The 19,505-nt window shown below is 53.2% G+C and carries 17 protein-coding genes; 4 read left to right on the top strand and 13 right to left on the bottom strand.

Features of this window, described 5'->3' with window-relative positions; all coding sequences use genetic code 11:
- Positions 1–219: 219 nt before the first annotated feature.
- The 5 genes from DKB71_RS36385 to DKB71_RS36365 all read right to left on the bottom strand — a co-directional run bounded on the left by DKB71_RS36385 (position 220) and on the right by DKB71_RS36365 (position 3,243).
- Positions 220–837, bottom strand: a complete 618-nt coding sequence (locus tag DKB71_RS36385; RefSeq protein WP_408601455.1) for a hypothetical protein — start codon at positions 835–837, stop codon at positions 220–222.
- 107 nt (positions 838–944) lie between these two features.
- Positions 945–1,436 carry a DUF4262 domain-containing protein gene (locus tag DKB71_RS36380; protein WP_408601454.1) on the bottom strand — a complete coding sequence of 164 codons (492 nt, stop codon included), beginning with the start codon at positions 1,434–1,436 and terminating at the stop codon, positions 945–947.
- 61 nt (positions 1,437–1,497) lie between these two features.
- Positions 1,498–1,761 carry a hypothetical protein gene (locus DKB71_RS36375; RefSeq protein ID WP_408601453.1) on the bottom strand — a complete coding sequence of 88 codons (264 nt, stop codon included), beginning with the start codon at positions 1,759–1,761 and terminating at the stop codon, positions 1,498–1,500.
- Positions 1,762–1,950: 189 nt separating this feature from the next.
- A complete protein-coding gene (locus tag DKB71_RS36370; protein ID WP_408601452.1) occupies positions 1,951–2,286 on the bottom strand; it encodes a hypothetical protein in 336 nt (111 codons plus the stop codon).
- Positions 2,287–2,298: 12 nt separating this feature from the next.
- Positions 2,299–3,243 (bottom strand): DUF808 domain-containing protein, encoded by a 945-nt coding sequence (locus DKB71_RS36365; protein ID WP_408601451.1) that lies wholly within the window; start codon positions 3,241–3,243, stop codon positions 2,299–2,301.
- Between the two features lie 207 nt (positions 3,244–3,450).
- Here DKB71_RS36365 and DKB71_RS36360 point away from each other — a divergent pair, with 207 nt between their 5' ends.
- Positions 3,451–4,851, top strand: coding sequence for a hemolysin activation/secretion-like protein (locus tag DKB71_RS36360; protein ID WP_408601450.1), 1,401 nt, complete (start codon positions 3,451–3,453; stop codon positions 4,849–4,851).
- 100 nt (positions 4,852–4,951) lie between these two features.
- Here DKB71_RS36360 and DKB71_RS36355 read toward each other — a convergent pair whose 3' ends face one another.
- Positions 4,952–6,517: a hypothetical protein gene (locus tag DKB71_RS36355; protein ID WP_408601449.1), complete on the bottom strand. Its 1,566-nt coding sequence runs from the start codon at positions 6,515–6,517 to the stop codon at positions 4,952–4,954.
- A gap of 2 nt (positions 6,518–6,519) precedes the next feature.
- Complete coding sequence (locus tag DKB71_RS36350) at positions 6,520–8,085, bottom strand: hypothetical protein (protein ID WP_408601448.1); 1,566 nt, start codon at positions 8,083–8,085, stop codon at positions 6,520–6,522.
- A gap of 132 nt (positions 8,086–8,217) precedes the next feature.
- Between DKB71_RS36350 and DKB71_RS36345 the strand changes: the two genes are divergently transcribed.
- The 3 genes from DKB71_RS36345 to DKB71_RS36335 all read left to right on the top strand — a co-directional run bounded on the left by DKB71_RS36345 (position 8,218) and on the right by DKB71_RS36335 (position 11,414).
- Complete coding sequence (locus tag DKB71_RS36345) at positions 8,218–8,556, top strand: hypothetical protein (RefSeq protein ID WP_408601447.1); 339 nt, start codon at positions 8,218–8,220, stop codon at positions 8,554–8,556.
- Positions 8,557–9,133: 577 nt separating this feature from the next.
- The gene (locus DKB71_RS36340; protein ID WP_408601446.1) at positions 9,134–11,122 is read left to right on the top strand and encodes a VacB/RNase II family 3'-5' exoribonuclease; all 1,989 of its coding nucleotides are present in this window, start codon (positions 9,134–9,136) and stop codon (positions 11,120–11,122) included.
- A gap of 1 nt (position 11,123) precedes the next feature.
- Entirely contained in the window at positions 11,124–11,414 is a 291-nt protein-coding gene (locus DKB71_RS36335; protein WP_408601445.1) for a hypothetical protein, read from the top strand.
- Positions 11,415–11,463: 49 nt separating this feature from the next.
- Here the strand turns inward: DKB71_RS36335 and DKB71_RS36330 are convergent, their stop codons facing one another.
- The 6 genes from DKB71_RS36330 to DKB71_RS36305 all read right to left on the bottom strand — a co-directional run bounded on the left by DKB71_RS36330 (position 11,464) and on the right by DKB71_RS36305 (position 19,500).
- Positions 11,464–12,846 (bottom strand): hypothetical protein, encoded by a 1,383-nt coding sequence (locus DKB71_RS36330; protein ID WP_408601444.1) that lies wholly within the window; start codon positions 12,844–12,846, stop codon positions 11,464–11,466.
- 21 nt (positions 12,847–12,867) lie between these two features.
- Complete coding sequence (locus tag DKB71_RS36325) at positions 12,868–14,061, bottom strand: hypothetical protein (protein WP_408601443.1); 1,194 nt, start codon at positions 14,059–14,061, stop codon at positions 12,868–12,870.
- A gap of 17 nt (positions 14,062–14,078) precedes the next feature.
- Positions 14,079–15,062 (bottom strand): CNNM domain-containing protein, encoded by a 984-nt coding sequence (locus DKB71_RS36320; RefSeq protein ID WP_408601442.1) that lies wholly within the window; start codon positions 15,060–15,062, stop codon positions 14,079–14,081.
- 419 nt (positions 15,063–15,481) lie between these two features.
- Positions 15,482–16,372 (bottom strand): replication initiation protein, encoded by an 891-nt coding sequence (locus DKB71_RS36315; RefSeq protein WP_408601441.1) that lies wholly within the window; start codon positions 16,370–16,372, stop codon positions 15,482–15,484.
- 1,621 nt (positions 16,373–17,993) lie between these two features.
- Positions 17,994–18,572, bottom strand: a complete 579-nt coding sequence (locus tag DKB71_RS36310) for a hypothetical protein (protein ID WP_408601439.1) — start codon at positions 18,570–18,572, stop codon at positions 17,994–17,996.
- A gap of 10 nt (positions 18,573–18,582) precedes the next feature.
- Complete coding sequence (locus DKB71_RS36305) at positions 18,583–19,500, bottom strand: radical SAM enzyme, Cfr family protein (RefSeq protein ID WP_408601438.1); 918 nt, start codon at positions 19,498–19,500, stop codon at positions 18,583–18,585.
- Positions 19,501–19,505: the final 5 nt, after the last annotated feature.

The following is a 19,505-nucleotide window of genomic DNA, read 5'->3' as shown; positions in this document are numbered from 1 at the left end:
CGTCAAATCCTCATGAAGCTCAACACCTCGATCCTTTGCCCTGACACTTTCATCGCTTTCCCTGGCCGACCTCTTGCTCAACGAGAGTGAGTGCGGGCAGTACGCCGCCTTGCCGATGTCAGAGGCCGAAACGAGGGCTCTTTTTTTGCTCACAACAAATGCTCCAACCGCTTTAGACCGTGGGCTCCAGGCCGGGCCGGGTAATCAAGAAAGTCAATTTCAGGCATCAACCTTCTCCCTAAGCTTCAAGGCCTGAATTTCCCCATCCCAATGCCCAGGAAAGTTGATGTACTCCTCCAGCTCTTTCATCGGCATGTCTTGCAGTACCTCGATGAACGAAGTCGGCTCACCTAGGCGACACTCGACGTCGAAGTGAAGCCCCAGGGCGAGCAGATCCTCGCCATCCGTGATCCGACCAAAATTCGTTAGGAAGTTGAACAGAAGCGGATCCTGCTCCGCCAGCCAGTCCATGCCCTTGAGCTGGATGTAGGACATGTTCCTGGCGACAATGTACTGACCAATGAGTGCGGTACGCCAGTAGAAGAAACGTAGCTCAGTAGGTTTTGGGCCGAAGCTTTTCCAGAGTCGATCCACGTACCCTGGTTTAGGGGCTCTCATCAATAAATCGATGCCATCTTGACGAGTTAGTCGACCAATCTTCTTGAGGAACCATCCCATAAAGCCTGGTGGGTTTGGCCAGCTGACTATTTCCATACCAAGCCATAGACGCTTGTACGCAGCCTCCAGCTCTGGCTCGCACTCACCACCGAACTTCGGCCCCAAGGCAGCCGGTCGCTTATCGAGTATCCCTCGCTCCCTGAGCTCATCAAACGTCATGACTTTCCCTCATTGATGGCATACCGCCTATCGTGTTTACCAAACGGCAGGCACGGCAAAACCCCGAAATTGTCCGGGGATCATACCACGAGGATTTTATGCGATTGTCAGGCGGCGCTGACGTTGTTGTTGCTGACGGCGAGGTACACTTTTGGGCGTAGGTTTGGCTGCTGTTCCCGGTACTTTTCAGCAAAGCCTTCTTCCCAAGGGAAATTGCCCTCGGCATCAGACCAGGCCATTTGCATGTACTCCGGTTTCAGCCCGCGCAGCCGGTAGTAGTGCTCGGTACCGAAGGCATACTTGGCAGCTTCTTCGCGATCAGCGTTCACCACCTTCATGGTCATCGAGAACCAATCATCGGTCTCGAATGGGCCTGGCTTGCGCGTCTTGCTGATGACCATGTCGTGGAAGGTCTGATTCATCGGCGCGATGACGTGGCCTGTTGGTAGACCAAGGCAGATAAGCTCAGGCAGTCCATGCTCGGTGAAGCCGCAGGTGAAGGTTCTGACATAACCATCTTGTCCGCCACAATCACGCAGCACCGCAACGCCATATCGCTGGATGAGTTGGTAGATTTCTGCGGGCGTGGCTTGATGCATGATTGAACCTCCTGTTGACCTGCAAATTGTATAGCAAAATCAAGCCTTCCGAGCAAACCAACTACGACTGAACTGGATCCAGCACGTACAGATCCAGGGCGCCCAGCGGGCCAAGCTGAGCATCGCAATTCTCCACAACGCCAGCAAACAGACCTCGCATGTGCTGCTGCTCGTGATGGGCTTCGGGCGAAGTGTCCGACGCCAGGTACGTGTTGATTTCCTGCTCGATGCTCAGGCTCAACGAAATGTCCGCCTCTACTCGTGCGCCAACGTAGCGCTCGACCTTAGATGACAGATCAGGGAATTTGGATTCGTACGTGCTCATGACACCACCAGATTGATTAGGCTTGGCGCTATGCGCCCTCTACCCAGTCTGACCCAACCCGACAGACCTTTTCCAGCATAAGAAAAGCCCAGCTTCTGACTCGCGCCGGAGAGCTGGGCTTAGGTGTTTCGTGTCACGTATACATAACACCAGACACGGAATGTTATGCAGGCGTAACATTTTGGATGGTTACAGCACCTGAGAGCGCGACTTGTACTCGAGGTATCCAAGAACCGATGGCGTGGTCACCAGAGGGACAAAAAGCATCCACCAGTAATTCAGTGCGCCACGGAGACCCCAGTAAGCCAGCGTCAGAAAGCCATCCGATGGGTTGCCCCACATGGAATCAAAGGCCATCTCTGCGGCACAAAAGGACAAGATGAAGCCCAGGGTTGCCACCACCATGACCATCATTGACACAGGCAGAGACATCACCATGACGTATTTCTTCTGGCCTGCGCTCAACCGGCGCCACTCGACGACGGCCTCAGCAACAACGCCTTTATGGGCTTCAACTTCACGCATCTGCGTACTCCTTTAGGCCGCTTTGGGCTTGAAGAAAATGGATTTGAACTTGCTGGCGAGGGAAACAACGCCAAGCACTACACCACCCGCCACAACACCGAACAGGCCGTTGATCAGGGTCGGCGCCACCGCGTCAATCACCTTGCCTGCCACCGGAATCTCAACCACAGCCGAAGGCAATTCAAACGCATGACCAATGACCGGTACGGAATGGAGTAGGATCGATCCCCCTACTAAAAACATGGCTATTAGACCAACAACAGACAACGTTTTCATAAGCTTCGGTGCAAAGCTGATCAACCAGCCACCGAAGGCCTGCTTGAAGGTCGATTTCTGCTTTTTCAGGTAGAAGCCAACGTCATCCATGCGGACTATTGCACCCACGGCTCCGTACGTAACCACCGTGACACCCACCGCGATCAAACTCAGTACCAAGAACTGGTTCAGCAGCGAAGCGCCAGCAACGGTGCCCAGCGCTATCACAGTGATTTCGAGTCCCAAAATTGCGTCAGTCCGGATAGCCCCCTTGATCTTCTGCTTCTCGAAAGCGACCAGGTCGATGACCGGATTGGCAACCGCCCTCTTCAACTCAGCAGCTGCATCAGCAGCATCATCTTTACCGTGGAACAGCTTGTGGGCGATCTTCTCAAAGCCCTCAAAGCACAGGTAGGCACCGCCGACCATCAGCATGGGGGTGATAACCCAAGGGGCAAAGGCGCTGACCAGCAACGCACCGGGCACCAGAATCATTTTGTTGACCATGGAGCCTTTAGCTACAGCCCATACGACTGGGAGTTCACGGTCAGCTTTTACGCCATTCACTTGCTCAGCGCTCAAAGCCAAGTCGTCGCCCAGGACACCAGCGGTTTTCGTGGCTGCCGTTTTGCTCATCACAGCAACGTCATCCAGGATGGTCGCGATGTCATCGAACAGAGTAAGCAGGCTACTGCCGGCCATTAAAACAATCCTTCTAGAAAGTGGCATATCGCCACGGGAAGTGAATCATGGCCAAAAACTATCAGCCTGTCAATTGTTGCGATATGTTTTTTGGAGGAATTGTCCTTTTGAGATGACGAAACATCATTACTATGAAAATCATAATGCATGTATTGTCTGTGTCATTTAAGAGGGGCAGCAGCCCCTCGCCACTCGAGAGCCATACCCTTGAAACTTCACCTGTTGTTTGCCGGCGTTGCGCTGGCCTATTCAGTCAATACCCTTGCTGCACCTATCATCGAAGGCAATAACAGCATTTCCAACCACGTCATCGACCGGCACCTGGGATACGGCAATCCGCAATCCATCGAAGATGCCGCCAGGATCATCGCCGGCGTATATGCCCAATACGGGCTGCCGGATGCCAAGATCACGGTGCAAGACAACACCATCGTCATCGACGAGTACGCTGGCGCCAGGGGCGGCGCATGGTTTCCCAAAGACGACGGCTTTGCAGTGGTCGAGGACATCCAAAGCTCCATGCGGATGGCAGACGTCACCCCGCGCTTCCAGGTGATCGACAACCTCCTGGGCAACCTGCAGGGCACCAGCCAATCCGGGCGGGGCCTGTCGAGCAAGAAAGACATTGCGAACCTGGGCATCTCCTACAGCTCGCAAGGCCAGGATGCCAACGGACGTGACGTTGTGGGCATCAACGGCTCCATCCACGCCAGCAATGGGTTCAGCGCCGAGGGGCAATACCTTCACGGCCTCGAAGGCTTGCGCACGCTGTCGAAGGAAGGCCGTTACGACGCTGGCCGTGTTCGCCTGGCTCAAAACACCCAATACGGTGAGTTCTCCCTCGCCGGCGAGATGTCCGGGGCTGATGTCGGTAGAAGCAAGAAGGTTTCCCGGTACCAGGAAGAGCTGTCCGGTGAAACGCATAGGGCTGCCATCGGGCACCGTTATAGCTTCGAAGGCATTGGCACCCTGGCGAACACCTTTGGCTGGACTCATCGCGAGCAGACCTACGACAAGTACGGCATTTCTGAAAATCAGGACTACCAGACCTGGAATACCACCTACAAAGGCCAGTTCGGCGCCAGCCAGATCAGCGCATCGGTGACCAAAGGTTTGTCAGGTAGCAGATCATTCGATTACGTACCGCTGATGGGCAGCTTCAACCCGCACTTCTACGCAGCCCAGCTGGGTTACGGCATCCAAGGGCTCGCTCTAGGCGATCAGCTTGGTTATGGCGTCTCGGGCTCCTACTTCAGGGGCTCTGATGACATGCCTTCAGCAGAGCGCATGACCATTGGTGGCAGCGGGCGCGGCTCCTCCCATGAGCCGGGAGTTGTCTCTGGCTACAAGGGCGGGTTTGCTGAGGCCCGGCTGTATGGCATGAAAGTCCCTGGGCTTTCTGACTTCTCCCTGAAGCCTTATGTGTCGGTGAACGGCTCACGTACCACCCACCCTACTGGCGGTGAGTATGAGGTTGTGTCATCCGAGGTTGGGATCATTGGCCGGTGGAGCGACGTAAGCAGCACCATCAGCTACGCCAAGTCGGTGAAGGACGTGAACCTTGACCATGACTCACGCCTGAATGTGGACGTAAATTACACGTTCTGATTGTCGCAAGAACCACAAAGCCCGAGGCCTGAACAACCTCGGGCTTTTGCTTTTAAGCTTGTTTTTGACCACAAACCAAACGCTTCAAAGCGCTTTTGCCTCAGATGTTGAGCTCGTCCCGGAAGATTTTACCCCTGCGGTTGAAGCCCAGCTCTGGAATGCACTCTCTACCCAGTACATTGGCCGCCATGAGTGCTTCGATCAGTCCGTCCACTTCCTGGAGGTAATCAATAACCTCTGCCGATGGGATCTGCTTGATCAGGTAGTTGAGAGGTACCTCTCGGCCAGGCTGCTTGAACTGAAACTCCCTCTGCAGGCCAACCAGCTTGTAGAGCTGGCCGATCTTAGGGTAGTTGAACACTGCGCCAATCAAGCAGACTGAGGCTCTAACCAGCTCAGCCTCGCTCATCGTTTCAGGGTCTTTGAGGTCTTTGCCTTCGGCGTGGAACGCCTTGTAAAAGGCAGGAGCTGTCTCAAATGACCGCATGGCCATGGTGCAGGCGCTCTGGTGCACTCCAGAGAGGTGCGGGATCTCGGCGATCTTTTCCAGCATGTCGCAAAAAACCACAAGCGCGGAGTGATTGTATTTGGGCTTGTACTTCACGCCCACTCTTTGCTCAAAGTCATCAGCTGAAATCAGTTGGGGAAGCAGAATTTCTCCGTCTCCACAGTCCCTCAGCGCTACCTTGATGTACGGATCGGCCATGAACCTTTCGTTGAGTGCCAGGAGCTGGCTGTAGAAATCCGGATCCTTGATGAGGTGCATGTTGGTATCAGATATCCAGTCGGTCTTAAGGTACTCCTCAAGGAAATCTGCTGTCACCAGGGTACGTAGCTGCGAATCTGAAAGCTCCCCCATTTTCTCAATGAAGGGTTTCGCGGCATATTTGAACCCCCAATTTATGGCGCATTGCTCTGTGGCACCGAATCCTGCCTTGATACGATCATCCAGCACCCCGAGAAATTGATCAAAAAGCGCATGCATCGTCGCCAGCTGATCCCCCCTGATTATTAATTCCAGAGCCGAGAAGTCGGTGATATTGAATTTGGACATGACCTCGATACTGCCATCCATAGCTTCGTCGGAGATTTCAAAGCCCGCAACAGAGTGATACCCGTGATGAATGAAAGCACCGGCTACGGCGTTGCCAATGGCTGGGTCTGCCGTGAACTCTTTCGGGCAGAAAGCCAGACAGCTTTTCAGGTTTACCGTTGCGATTTCCAGGCGGCGGGTTTCGTCCAGGTCGTTATGCAGATACGCGCCGATTTTATCTGCATGGAATGGGCTGAAAGCAGCGCGTACAGAGCTCAGCTGGAAATCTCGGCCAAGCTTGGTGGCGAAGCTTCTCAGAAGGTCAGTATGGCCTGTGCCCAGATCAGGGCTGGCGGAGCTGAACAGCTTATCCCGTATCAGCAACGCGGCTTCGACGTCATCCATGAACCCAGGCACATTGAGCAGGCCGGCATTGATTGCCTCGCTCAGGATCTGATCAGACATTTTCTCGACTGAGAACTCAAACGTCAGCCTCAGCGCTTGCTCACGAAAGCTGTCCGGGATCTGGGAAAAGATCCAGTCCAGGCAGGGCTCGCCGCCAATGAAGCTGTGCTTGATTTCGTGAATCATCACAGCCTCAAGCTCAAACAGGTTCATCTCAGAAAAATTCACGCTTAAACCCCCATTTCTTTGATGAACGCGGCGCTACGGTCTTTGAGTGACAGCTTGGCGTAGTGCTCTTTGCCCAGAACCTCTTGGTCAACCAGGAGCTTGATGCAGGCTTTGCGCTTGCCCGCCGCTTGCACCACCTCCTCCTCTGGCATGCTCCTGGCGTAGGTATGCAAAACATCGCTGGTGACCCAGTCCAAATCTCTGCGCTGGCTCTTGGAGATCATGTAGTCAATCGGGGCGAGCTTAAGCTGCTTGTCATCGGATGCCGCTCTGTCTCTGAGATGCAGCTCGCACATCAGGATGACTGCCATCTGGCCCAGCTTGTACTCGCCCGTGACCGAGTCAGGATTCTTCAGCTTCACCTTCAGTTCAGGGCTATTGAAAACGTCTTCGTAGAGCTTTTCAGCCTTACGCTGATAAGTGCACCTGATCACCTCGATCCCGGCCTCATACAAGTCCTGCATGTGCTCATAGGGCTTGGCGAAGTCGACCAACTGGGCGAAGGTGGTGTCTTGGTCTTCGATAGCCGGGTGAATGCCAATTTTCTGCAGTTCAGGGAGAAGGTACAGCAGCTCCATGCCTTCGAACTCACCCTCCATCACACTTGGGTGGTGCTCCACTTTTGCCCGGATGCTTTCATCCAGCATCAAGCGAGCATTGAAGCCGCGCACGATCTCAGAAAACTCCTGTTCCTTGTACCTGCGGTCAAGGGAACCGATGGGTTCCATCCAGCCGCTGGAGAGGTAAGTGTCCAGGAACTGACCTCTGACGAGTCGTTTGAAGTCGGCATCATCAAAGGACATGACTTCACTCAGCAATGCCTTTGGCATGATCTTCAAGGCAGTCGGGAGCATAGACAGTCTTTCGTAATTCAAGCCGTTCCTCAACGCCGGCAAGTAGCTGGCTTCAATCTGAGGGAAGATTTTGTCTGTCCTGGCGACCGTGTCCTCTACCAGGATGATGTTGATGCTGCCGATGTCATCAAAGGCGCAATCACGCACTACGTCGAGGATCTTAAGAACCTGCTTGTTGTGATCTTTCAGGTCTTGCTCTTCACAGCAGACGGCCAATCGGCAGGCAGTGTGGTTACCGACCTCCAAAGAGCGGAACACCTCACTTGAGATAATGGTCTTGGCCAGCTCAAGCCTTTCGGCAACTTTGTCATTATCCGTTGAAAACGCCTGGTCGATGATATCCATGGCAAACCCGGCGCCCAGGCGCTGAGTGGTGTTTTGCAGAATCTCAAGGAATTCAGGGTGGGGAATGGCGCCCTGCCGGAAAAAGTTCCTCAGAATCAGGTTCGCGATTTCAACGCTTTGCTGGAGAGCTGGGTGCTTCTGGTGAATGCCATGCCCCTCAGTGTACGCGAGCAGCTTCTTGCTATTGAAGTTGGCGGCGAGCCAGTGAGCGTGCAGAAGCGCCGGGCCGCGAAGCTCAGGCGGGAACGACTCAATGAGCATATCGACCAGCAGCGGATCACCATTTGAGGTGCGCAATGCTCTACAGGCTTTCGAGAACTTGGAGAATTGCTCGTGTTGCTCCAGGTTTTTGTTGTGAAAATCGATCATTGGTACCCCGCCCCCATTTTCAAACAGTGTATTCCCTGCGGCCTGGCTGCCACAACGCAAACGCCGGCTCCAGAGGCGTGACAGCGCCACCTCTCCTGAGTACCATCGATCCTTTTGCAGAGGGCGGTAAAGATGGGCACCAGAGGCTCGGCGACAGCGCTACTTCCACTGATCAACACCGTTGAAAAAACCCTATCCACTCAGAGCTTCTCACCAACCGCCCATCTGTCCCTGGTATCCAGGCAGATCGTTGGCGGCACCGACAAAGTTGATTTGGAGCGTCTACCCGACTCGGGCCGTTCAATGCTGAGCAGAATGATGACCATCGCCAGCAAAGGTCTGACAGGAAAGGTGATGGATGCTGAAAACGCCTTGGCCGAGCTGCGCATGTCCCTGGTCGTGTTCAAAACCGCAATCTTAAAAGCCAGAGCAGAGAAAGAAGCCCAAGAGCAAAGCTCCCCCCGCTTTTAAAAGCTTTTTTGTCCCCAAACCAAATGGCTTTTGATCTTCGCTATTGCTCCCATCCGCGCACGCAGGCCCGGCGCAAAATAATCCCTGAGACCCGTATTCTCGGCACGAAACGTTAGCGGTATATTGGCAATAGCAGATTCTCATCTTGATGTTGAGCGCTTACCTTGCACCTCCCTGCCAGCCTTTCCTCAATCAAGAGCCTCGTTGACGACGTGGCCATGGTCATTGCGCTTGGCGGCGGGGACGCCTCTACCGTGCTGGCGGTGGGGCAGCTCATCAAGGACTGGGCCCTACTCTACGACCAGAGTCATCTCCCCCGGCACCAGCAATGCTTGATAGAAAGTTTCACGCTCGCAGCGCAGCGGGGTGAATCACAGCTTCCACATGACATCGAGCGCTCCATCCTAAGCCTTCGCGCAAACGTCAGCTATTACTCGCCAAGGATCACATGCTGGCACTGATTGGCCCGACTGATGGCGTGTCAATTTATCGTCATTAATTGATTTTTGGCCCATTTGACGGGATCATGACCGTCTAGTTATTGATGCTGGCGTCTTACCCCAGCCAAAGGGTCAACATGTTCAAGAATAATGCTGTGCTGATGCAGCTCAAGGGCGGGCTTACCGCTCAAGTCACCACAGTTTCACAGAATCGCGTAACCGGCACCGTGCGGGGCGCTCGCAATGGTTTCGGCTTCCTGGCGTGTGAGGATGGCTCGTCGCATTTCATCCCACCACCCCAAATGAATCGCTGCCTGCCAGGCGATATCGTCGAGGCGCAGGTTGTTTCGAACCAGAAAGGTGACGGCAAGACGGAATGCGTGATCGAAAAGATCATCGAATCCTCCTGCACCACCTTCATCGGCGTCGTCCGCAAGAAGGGTCACAACCCGTACATCACCCCAGAAAGCCTGTCCTTCAACAATGACTTCCTGATTCCTCGCCTCAAGCGTGACAAAGAGCGCGAGGGTGACTACGTCATCGCCAAGATCCTGAAGCACCCTTTCGAGGATGGCGGCTGCCACGCCGAGATCCAGGAAACGATCTGCGGTGCCCGTGACCGACAAGCCTTCTGGAAAGTCGCCAGCGCACGACACAACCTCAAGCATGAGGCTCCAGCCTTCGACCATGATGAGGTTGCGGCGCTGAACCTTGCTGAAGCCGATGACACCCAGGGCTTCGACTGGCGCAACGAGTGCCTTGTCACCATCGACGGCGACAACTGCCGGGATATGGATGACGCCGTGGGCGCCAAGTACGTGCAAACGGAGTCCGGTACCGACATCGTGCTGGTTGTGGCCATCGCTGACCCGGATCGGTTCATCACCGAGGGCGGCAACATGGACATGGAAGCGCGTTCGCGCTGCTTCACCACCTACTTCCCTGGGCTCACCATTCCGATGCTGTCGAAAGTCATCTCGGAACAAGGCGCCTCCCTGGTCGAGGGTGAAGATCGCATGAGCCTGTGCTGCAGCATGAACATCAACAAGATGGGCGAGATCACCGACTCGTTCTTCTTCAGGGCAGTGATCAACTCTAAGGCCAAGCTCTCCTACGACGGCGTACAGGCGTTTCTGGACGGTAAGCCTACCGAGTACTCGGAACCTGTGAAGGAAGTGCTAGCCGCCCTCGATGAGGCCCGGAGAAGGCGTAACCTGTGGCGCGTCTCCAACGCTCTGGTATCTCGCCGGTACACGGACAAGACCTTTGTGGTCGAAGGCTTTGAACTTAAGTCCATCGAGCGCACGGAGAACAACCAGGCACAGCGAATCATCGAAGAGTGCATGATTTCCGCCAACCTGAGCTTCGGCCAGTACATGCACAGCCAAGGTGTTCCGTGCATCTATCGCCGGCACTCGGGCTTTAAAGCGGAAAAGCTCGACCAGGTTGTTGCCCTGCTGTCTCACCACGGGATCGACACCAGCGCCGTGGAGCTGGCCACCGCCAAAGGATACGCTCGCGTCATGCGCCTGATCCTGGGTCGTGACAACCAGCCACTGGAGCAGATCCTGATCGGCTACCACGACAAGAGCTGGCACTCGACAGAGTACGGTGATCACTTTGCGATGGGTCTGGAGGGTTATGCGACCTTCACCTCCCCTATCCGCAAGTACTGCGACCTGATCAACCACAGATTCTTAAAAGCGCTGCTGCGTGGAGAAGCATCTACGGTACAGCCGATCTCTGAGGATCTGCTGGCGCTGATGGATGAGAAGGCGGTGACCACTGAGCGAGCCTCCAGAGACGTCCAGAACGACCTCTACGCCCAGATGTACTCGACAATGATCGGTAGCACTCACGCTGCCAAGATCACCGGCGTAATGGCTGCTGGCGCTCGTGCAGAGATCCTCGACACAGGCGCTTCTGTCTTCATGGCCACCCGTTCGCTGGGTAAGAAGTCCGACCTCTTCGAGGTTAGTCAGGATGGCCTGACCCTGCTCAAGAACGGTCGCGGACTCTTCCAGGTTGGCCAGGACGTGAATGTGGTCATTGGTTTCGTCGACATACCGGGCCGTTCACTCAGTGGGTCGGTTGCCAGCACTGAAGTTCAACAACAGGAAGGTTGATATGCTCAAACGAATGATGAAAATTGTACCGCTTGTCTTTGGCAGCCTGCCGGTGGTGGCCGGCGCTGCTGCTTACGCGACTTATGGACTGGATCTGAAGTTCCCGAACATCCTGCACCCTTCCGTAATGCTCGACGCGGATCAAAGCATGGCAGCCTTCCTGGTGCTGGGCTTTGTGTTCTGGCCAGTGGTGGGCGTTGTTCTCACCCTGCCGTTGATGAAGCTCTACACCATCCGCAAGCTGGCTCGCCGGCGTAAGCTGGTGTCTGCTCGTTCCCTGCTCGGCAAGTGATGCTCTACCCTCAAGCACTGCCCGGTGCTTGAGGGGACTCTCCTCCCGCTTAAACCCCCAGATCCCCATAAAACATCCTCGCCCTGGTGTTGAGGTTGTTTACGGTGAGCCTGTACGCCTGATCATCAGTGATCTTGTACAAAGCCTCGGCAACCAGGCCGAGCTCATCAAAGCCCTGGCACCAGTCTTCATACTCAGCAAAAGGTCGAGATCCACAGAGCGCCAGCAAAGCCGGGCTTGCAACGCACTGGGCAGGCGTAAAGCGTTGCGCTAAAGCGTCAAGAAGCTTGTCGTCTGCCGTGCGCAGCAGCTCTTGATACTCCTCCCCTCCTTTGTCAAAGAAGCAGCCCAATGCAACCTGGCCAAGCTTAAGAGGGGCGCTTTCTTCCTGGAGCAGTATGGGCCGCAATCCACGGGCAAAATCTAACGTGGCCGTTGCGATCTGAGTCTCAATCTGAGGCTGCCACAGCTTCATATGATTGAATTGCAGCACCTCATGAAGGATCTCATGAACGTCGTGGTTGCCAGAAAGGATGTAGCCAATGAGATCTGCTGCGGACTCTTCACCCCGCACAAAAAGTTGAAGGTACCGTTCCAGCCTGGCGCGGATCTCAAAAGCATCAGGTGCTGGATCAACGCCGGCCCTCGACCTAACTGATTTGACATCCTGAAGTTGCATGTAAACAAACTTCAAGGACAAGAAACTCTTAATTTTTTGAATGGCCCACTCGTGATAATGACTTCCCCCTGAGGATAGGTCATAGATTGCTCGAACAACCACATGGTTTCCTGCAGCAATCTCATTCTCAAGCATGCCGGAAAGGTGAGGCCAGAATAGCAACCCCATCAATGGCAAAGATCTCATTGAACCATCAGGGCGGTACATCCCGACCATGCTAGAGTTCAACTTTAGACGATCCCACTGACTACTTGCCGATTGAAACATCCATGCCAAATAATCAATCTGGAATGACGTTCTCGAATCCTGGAGTGTACGCACATTGATCTCAAGTGCTTGATCCTTACGGGTTAGAGCACACTCAAGTCCACTTAAGATGTCATCAATCCATTCATGCTCTAAAGCCAGGGCCAAGCCCAGATGCCTTTGAAACATATAAATATGGCGTAGCCTTGGTTCAAACTTGCTAAACAGAGAGGTCTCATATGATGCCCCCTCTTTTTCCATAATGCTGAGGCTTCTATCGATGTACGCATCAATCGTTGGAAACGTCAGGGCGTGCCTAACAACCTCAATGGCTTGAGCAAACTGGAATTTAGCGTGACCAGGCGCCAGCGCCAGATCCTCAATGGCAGCCGGCATGAAGCTCTCTGGATCGTAGACGAGCGCCTTTGCGCTCTCCTCCAGGGTGATGGCGTAGCCTTCCGTGGAGGCGTTTGCGATAACGCTCTTGAACGACGTGTTTGCGGTCATTTCCTATCCTTAAACGCCAGCTCAGACACCCAAATCATTTTTGAATTGCTTGGCCCGACCTTTGGTATCCAGGCACTGGGCGATTTCATTGGATGGGCTCAACTCATACATGAGGTTGAGCAGCTTCTGACCTGCCTTGTGGGCGGCAACAACCTCCGGGGACATCCCAATCAGAATGCCGAGGTAACCGCGCTTCGCTTTGTTCTCAAAACACAGTTCCACGATTTCCGTTTCAGACATTTCGGCTGTGGGGTATTGGATAACGAAGAAGCGACCTTTGTTTGCCATCAAAAAACCGCCTTTCGTTGGCATGCCGTCACGCGCCATCCTGGCAATGAAGATGTTGGCAGTACCGACCGACACTTCTTTGTGGTTCATGATCAGCTCAATAAAGTGATCCGGTGCCTGACGCAGAATTTCCGCATCATAAATTGCATCGACGGTCACAGAATCTTTTTGTTGCTTGTAGTTTTCGTAGCTTATGAGAAGGTTTGCGTAGTCCTGGAGGTTATACCCAGACAGTTCGTTGATAATCGAAAGATCAGTATCTCTTTTCTGCTTAGACCGCAGGTAGTTGTTAACTACCTTGATATTATCGGGAACGAATCTTTCACCAAGAAGCTTCTTGTACTCTGGGATCGCTGCTATGTATCGAACAGCTTCGGCATCCTCCGCCACCATTGCCGACTCGCAGAGAACCTTTGCTATTGTCGCTGTTTTGGGAAGCAGCAAAAGGTCAGACACGGGCCTGAGTGCGCCGTGCTGATCTCTACAAAGGTTAACGTCATGGTGATGCCTGAAATACCCTCGTAGGGCAAACCCATCCAGAATCCGCTTCAGATTAATGGCACTGCCACCCTGACGAATGAGGGAGAACACACAATCAGCGTGCTGACTATCCTCATGCAGCATTCTGTTCAGCTTGTAATGCAGGCTTTCCTGAATATCAGCCAGCGAATACGGCTCTTTGGGCTTTCTCCACTCCTCACAAGCCAGATTTTTTATCATCCCAGCCGCGACCTCTATGTGATACGAGGTGCTCATGATTCTGGCAATGTCATCAAAGCTGTAATCAAGCTTGTGCATGGCCAAGATGACGGGAAAATCATCTGTGTAGGCGAAGCTGCCGAGCATATGAAAGCTGCCGCAAAAAAAGTCAGCAAGGGAAGCTTTCGTAGCTGACATGACAATATTGCTGAAATCTTGATGGGTCATCGAGGCTTTTCCTGTAGTCAGTCGAGGATCCCGCCAGGGTTCCCTTCGTTCGCGGTCAATACATAGCTATAAATTTTACGGGCAGAGCTCACGCCGGCCACCTGGCCGTCGCCGTCCAGCACAACGACGAGGGAGACCTTGCTAGCCTTCATTTTCACCATGACGTCGATGAGCTTCTCGTCTGCCTGTACTAAAATGATTTGCCTACAAATGTCAGCAACGTTCCCGCCCTGCTCCGAGATCAGCTTGGTCGCGAGGTCGTGGTAGTACATGATCCCGACGATGTCGTCACCGCGCTTCACGATCATCCGCTTGCCGAAGAAGTGCTGCGCCAGCTCACGGCAGTCATCTAGCGTGCTGTCATACTGAACCGTGGGCAATGTCGCAGGCTCCAGAACCTCTTGGATGCTGTGCTGCTTGATGCGGAACACGTTCTGCAGCATGCGCCGCTCCACGTTCTCGATCAGGCCCTGGCTGTGGTAGTAGTTGATCGTGCTCTTGAGCTCGTTGAGGTTCATCTTCCTCTTGGACAACCTGAAGAGCTTCACCCACACCATGGTCAGCAGAACCATCGGCATGCTGACGTAGTAGATGATCCGCGCCAGCCAGGCAAAGCGAGTCAGGATTGCTTCGTAATGATTGCTGGCGATGGTCTTTGGAAGTGTCCGGGCAAATACCAGGTTCGCGTAGGTGAGCACGAACATGAAAATAACCACCTGGCTTCCGGTGAGTGCCTTATAAGCCATCACGCCGAGCAGTGAGTTAGTTGCAACGCCTTGGAAGGTCATGAACACCATTGAAGCGGCCATGTGCTTATCGCGCTTCGCAGCGATCTTCGTCAGCCACCTCTTAGTCCGTGCCTTGAGATTTGGTTGCTCAATAATCATGCTCATTTTGATATCATCGGCGATGAGCAATGCAGTATCAACGCTGCTGAAGAGTGCTGACAAAATGATAACAAGCAGCGATGCCATGACGAGCATGGCAAGTTCAATAATCATGTCTTTTCGGGTAACTCAGAAAGGTCTTAAACAACCTGAGATTGTATTAGAATCGGCAAAGAGAAGATACATATTAAATTGCTTGTGGCGCCAACTTCATAAGCAACTAATTGGCCATCAATACACGGAATCTGTCCACATTTGGGGCGCCAGCGCCGGGCAGCGAGCACCAAAAAGAGGCCTGAAACACATCTGACCACATTAAGGCCATGATGAAAGCCCCGGAAACCGGGGCCTGCAGCGCTGTTTCAAGGGCATCAAGGCATCCGTCCACATTAAAAGGCCAGCAACCCCCTGAGTCCTTGGGCTTGCCGAGTGAACAAGGCATCCGTCCACATTTGTGCTTTTCTCGCCCCAATAAAAAAGGCCCTCCATTTCTGGCGGGCCCCTTTAAACACGGCATCTGTCCACATTTCGCGTCAGGCGTAATCTGCTTTCCGTTGCTCCATCTTGAGTCTGGCCACAACCTGCTCCGTCGTCTCACCTGGTCGAGCTGCCTTTCGGATCTCTTCCTGGGTGATGGTCTTTGAGCGAACCTTCCTTTTCGCAGCCTTTGGTTCTTCCACCTTGGGCGTTACATCCCTCTCAAAGATGTCCTCTTGAACAGGGTTAGGGTTGAAGTCCTTGCGCTCTCGGTAGGAGATCTCGATGGCAACGATCTTTCGACCCTCACGCTTGGGCTCGAATCCGAGGATTTCGATGTCAGTCTCATCACTGATCATCTCCAGAGCTGGCTCAATCACTCGCTTTCGAAGGTCTGCATACAGTGGGTAAGCGTTATCCAATGCCAGGCCAAAGCGGATGTCTTCGATCTTGATCAGAACGGTCGGCGAAAGCTTAAACCGGTGCTTGATGATGAGGTCATACATACGGAACGCGTGCGGGCTCGAGAGCCTGACCACAGCGCGGAGGCTGTACTTGGTGAAGTTCGCTTTGAGGTTGACCAGGTAGGGGAGCACGTCTTTCGAGAAGCGAATCATCACACGCCCCTCTCCCACGATGTAGTCCGCCGTTTGAATCCAGCGCGTCTTGCGCTCACGGTCGCTCATACTGAACAGGATATGGCGGTCAAACAACTGATCCACGGCTTCCTTGAGGTCAGAATACGCTGCCATAAGGCTGATTTCGCACAGCTCCGCGTATTCCTTTGCGGTGAATCCATACATCTCGCTGTCAGTCACGACCATAGTCGGATCGCGGCTGATCTTGGCGATACAGGTCAAGATAATCCTGGTTTCAGCCACCGAGAGCTTGTAGTTGGCAGCCATCAAGTCGTTCGACTTGTAGACCTGGAGATTTTGGGCAGTCATGGCATGCCAGTCCTTGATTTGCATTGCGCTTTGGCGTGTAGGTTAGGGACTGAAATGCTCATTGCCACCCTTTTTTAAGATCTGGCTTTGTGATCCGACGAACGGGCTAGCCATTTGTCCACATTAAGATATAAGCCAACCAAAACCACAAGTGACATCTTGTCAAAACCCACCAATCAGCCAATCTGACTGACCTTCCGCCAAATCAAACAGGCAATAAAGTCCTTTTGTCTCAATGACTTACACAAACTCAGCCTACCTTAAGCATACAAGCCATTTGTCCATATAAACGATCCAGATTCGGCAAATCCCTCCGGAAAAATACATGCCATCCGTCCACATTTGATGCGCAAAAGGCCTCTTTTATACAAGGCATCCGTCCACATTAAGGATTTCTGCCTTTTGTCGGACTGATACAAGGCATCCGTCCACATTATTCGACACCTGGCACTGCAACCACCCGCTCGATACAAGCCATCTGTCCATATAAAGGCCCGCTGCAGAGCCCTGGAGCACGGTATCCGTCCACATTTGGCCTCCTAGGCAGCTCGAGAGTCACGGCATCCGTCCACATTTGAGGGTTCGGATCGCCCGCCCACTACTTAAAACACATGCCATCCGACCACATTAAGGATGAACGGTTAAGGCATCCGTCCACATTAAGCGTCTTTAACTCCATAAATCAGTTACTTAGAGCATCTTAGTGAAGTAGTTGGAGAAGAAAAACATGCTATCCGTCCACATTTGGCGCACCGAGAGGCTATTTCTCAAGCCATCCGTCCATATTAAAGAGGAACTAAGGGGGTCAACTCACGGAATCCGTCCACATTTGGGCCTGGCACCCCTCCGGATACAAGGCATCCGTCCACAATTGAGGCTGAACCCAGTGATTACGGGGGTCTTGAACACGGCATCTGTCCATATTAAGGAAGGGACTGGCCCCAGAAACACAAGGAATCCGTCCACATTTGATGCCCAGGACGGGTTTTGAGGGGTTAAAACACCCTCCAGAATGGCCGGGACAGCTTAATCGCCCCCTATTACACGGCATCCGTCCACATTTGCCCCTTTAAACAAGGAATCTGTCCATATTTGAATGGCTTACGGGGTTATTCTCGACAGACAAAGGCTCTTTTCCCACTGCCGACACAAGGCATCCGTCCATATAAAGCTAGAAGCCACAGCAAGAGCGCTTGTTTTTGACACCAAAACAGCTTTTGGCCCGCTTTTGCCCTGCCCTTGCAGTGTCTCCCTGGCCGGAATCGCCACCAGACGAGCCGGATACCCCTTTTCAGCCAGTTGATCCTGTTTCGTGCTTGATTTTTCTCTCCAGGACGCGTCGAATGATCTCGCTGAGTAATGCTTAACCCCAATGAAACAAGGCATTTGTCCACATTTACAAGGGTTTACAAGGCATCCGTCCACACAAGTCGGGTTATCCACAAGGAAGGCGTCCACATCAATACAAGGCACCCGTCCACATGACACAAGGTAGGCGTCCACAGAACTCAAGCCGGCTGTCCACAAGACTCAAGACAGCCGTCCACATTAGAATGCAGGAGCCCTTGAATTACGCGGGCTCCAGGGCACTTAAAGCGGAAAGGGTAAGTTAGAAATAGATCTAAAGTACGCACTCTTCCAGATCTGACGCTTCGATGGCTCGAGTACGCGCCTTCAGGTCGGCTTGATACGGCAGATCCAGATCCCACTTCTCCCGGAAAGCCCGTACCGTCAACGCGTTTACAGTCTTCCCGACATTGCTCACCCATATCACAGAGTCAGAAATGACCTCGGGATCCGCTGAACCGGACACAAAATCAAGGACGTTGAACTGGTACATCTGATTTTTCAGGCCATTGCTGGCAAGAATCACCTCGTCAGGCACCTCTGACATGCAGGGAAACAGGGATACCACAGCACGAACCTCAAGCCGCAACGTACTCCCCTCCCAGATTTTGTAGTGATCGGCATGCATCTGGGGCCGCATACTCTCCAGGCAAGACAGATATCCCGCCGAATCACTCACGCTGTCGATCCTCTGCACCAGGACGTCTTCGTGCATCAGCTCCAGGTGAAGCACAACCGACTGCAACCAGAGCACTTCGACTCCGATATGAGCGTTCGCACCGTTCAAGGACGGATTCGCAATCAATTCAAGCGTCCTTTTGACGACAGGAGAATGCGAAAAGAAAGTGCTCATCAATGGCTCCTTAGTTGGCAGTTAAGATCAAAGGCGAGTTAATCAGGGATGCGTGGTCTTTGGAATTTATGAACATTCCACAAGATGCTTTAACATCAAAACCGACTTTAGGAACGACCCTAACCTTGGGTGGTCTCAGCAACTCTTTCAGTATGTCGACGTTCCTTTGAATTACATCTTCGCTGGATTCTCTCCCATATTTTTCAGATGCTGGATTGTATCTGACGATGTTGAAATTAGCCGTTAACTCCCGTGTTTTCAGGGCATTAACGATATCAACTATGTCGGCTTCCGAGTCGTTTTGTCCTTCAATAAACGCGAAGTGGATCTTTGGCACTTTTCCGCTGTAATCAGCCCATGCCTTTAACTTATCAAGACCAACTTCTGCCGAATGAGCCTTATTTAACCAGCGCCTACGGAAAGATGAATTCATGCTATATAGCGAATAATAAATCTCTGGATGAACCTCAGAGAAAATGTCGCGCAACTCCGCCCCGCCCATCTCTGACGGCATGATGGTTGAGATGAGGTATTTGCTCACCAACCCCCGCTGCTCGGCCAGCTTTCCAAGCTCTGACAATAATAGGCCACTGTTTCCCATGATCACATGGTTGGCCAGCGGCTCACCTCGGGCCATGAAGTTGAAATGCACGGTTTTACCGGGCGCCTGGTTGTCATAGTGCGCCAACACCGTCGACGCCTGCCGTAGAAAGTCTGCGAGAGTCGCATTGGTAAGCGCCACCTCTCCATTTGCAGTCAAATGGCAAAACCGGCACGCCTGGGCACAGCCAGTTTGCGAGGAGAGATACACCAGAACCTTGTCCAGATCCCGCCTTACATAGCGGTGTTCCAGGAATCCGATGTCGGTTTTTTCGATAAAATTGACGGACGCATCCAGGGCGCTCGTCAGGACGATAGGGTCAGTCATGCAGG

This window comes from Pseudomonas sp. PLMAX (assembly GCF_046042685.1).
Taxonomy (GTDB): domain Bacteria; phylum Pseudomonadota; class Gammaproteobacteria; order Pseudomonadales; family Pseudomonadaceae; genus Aquipseudomonas; species Aquipseudomonas putida_AE.
This window is presented reverse-complemented; position numbering and strand designations above follow the sequence as displayed.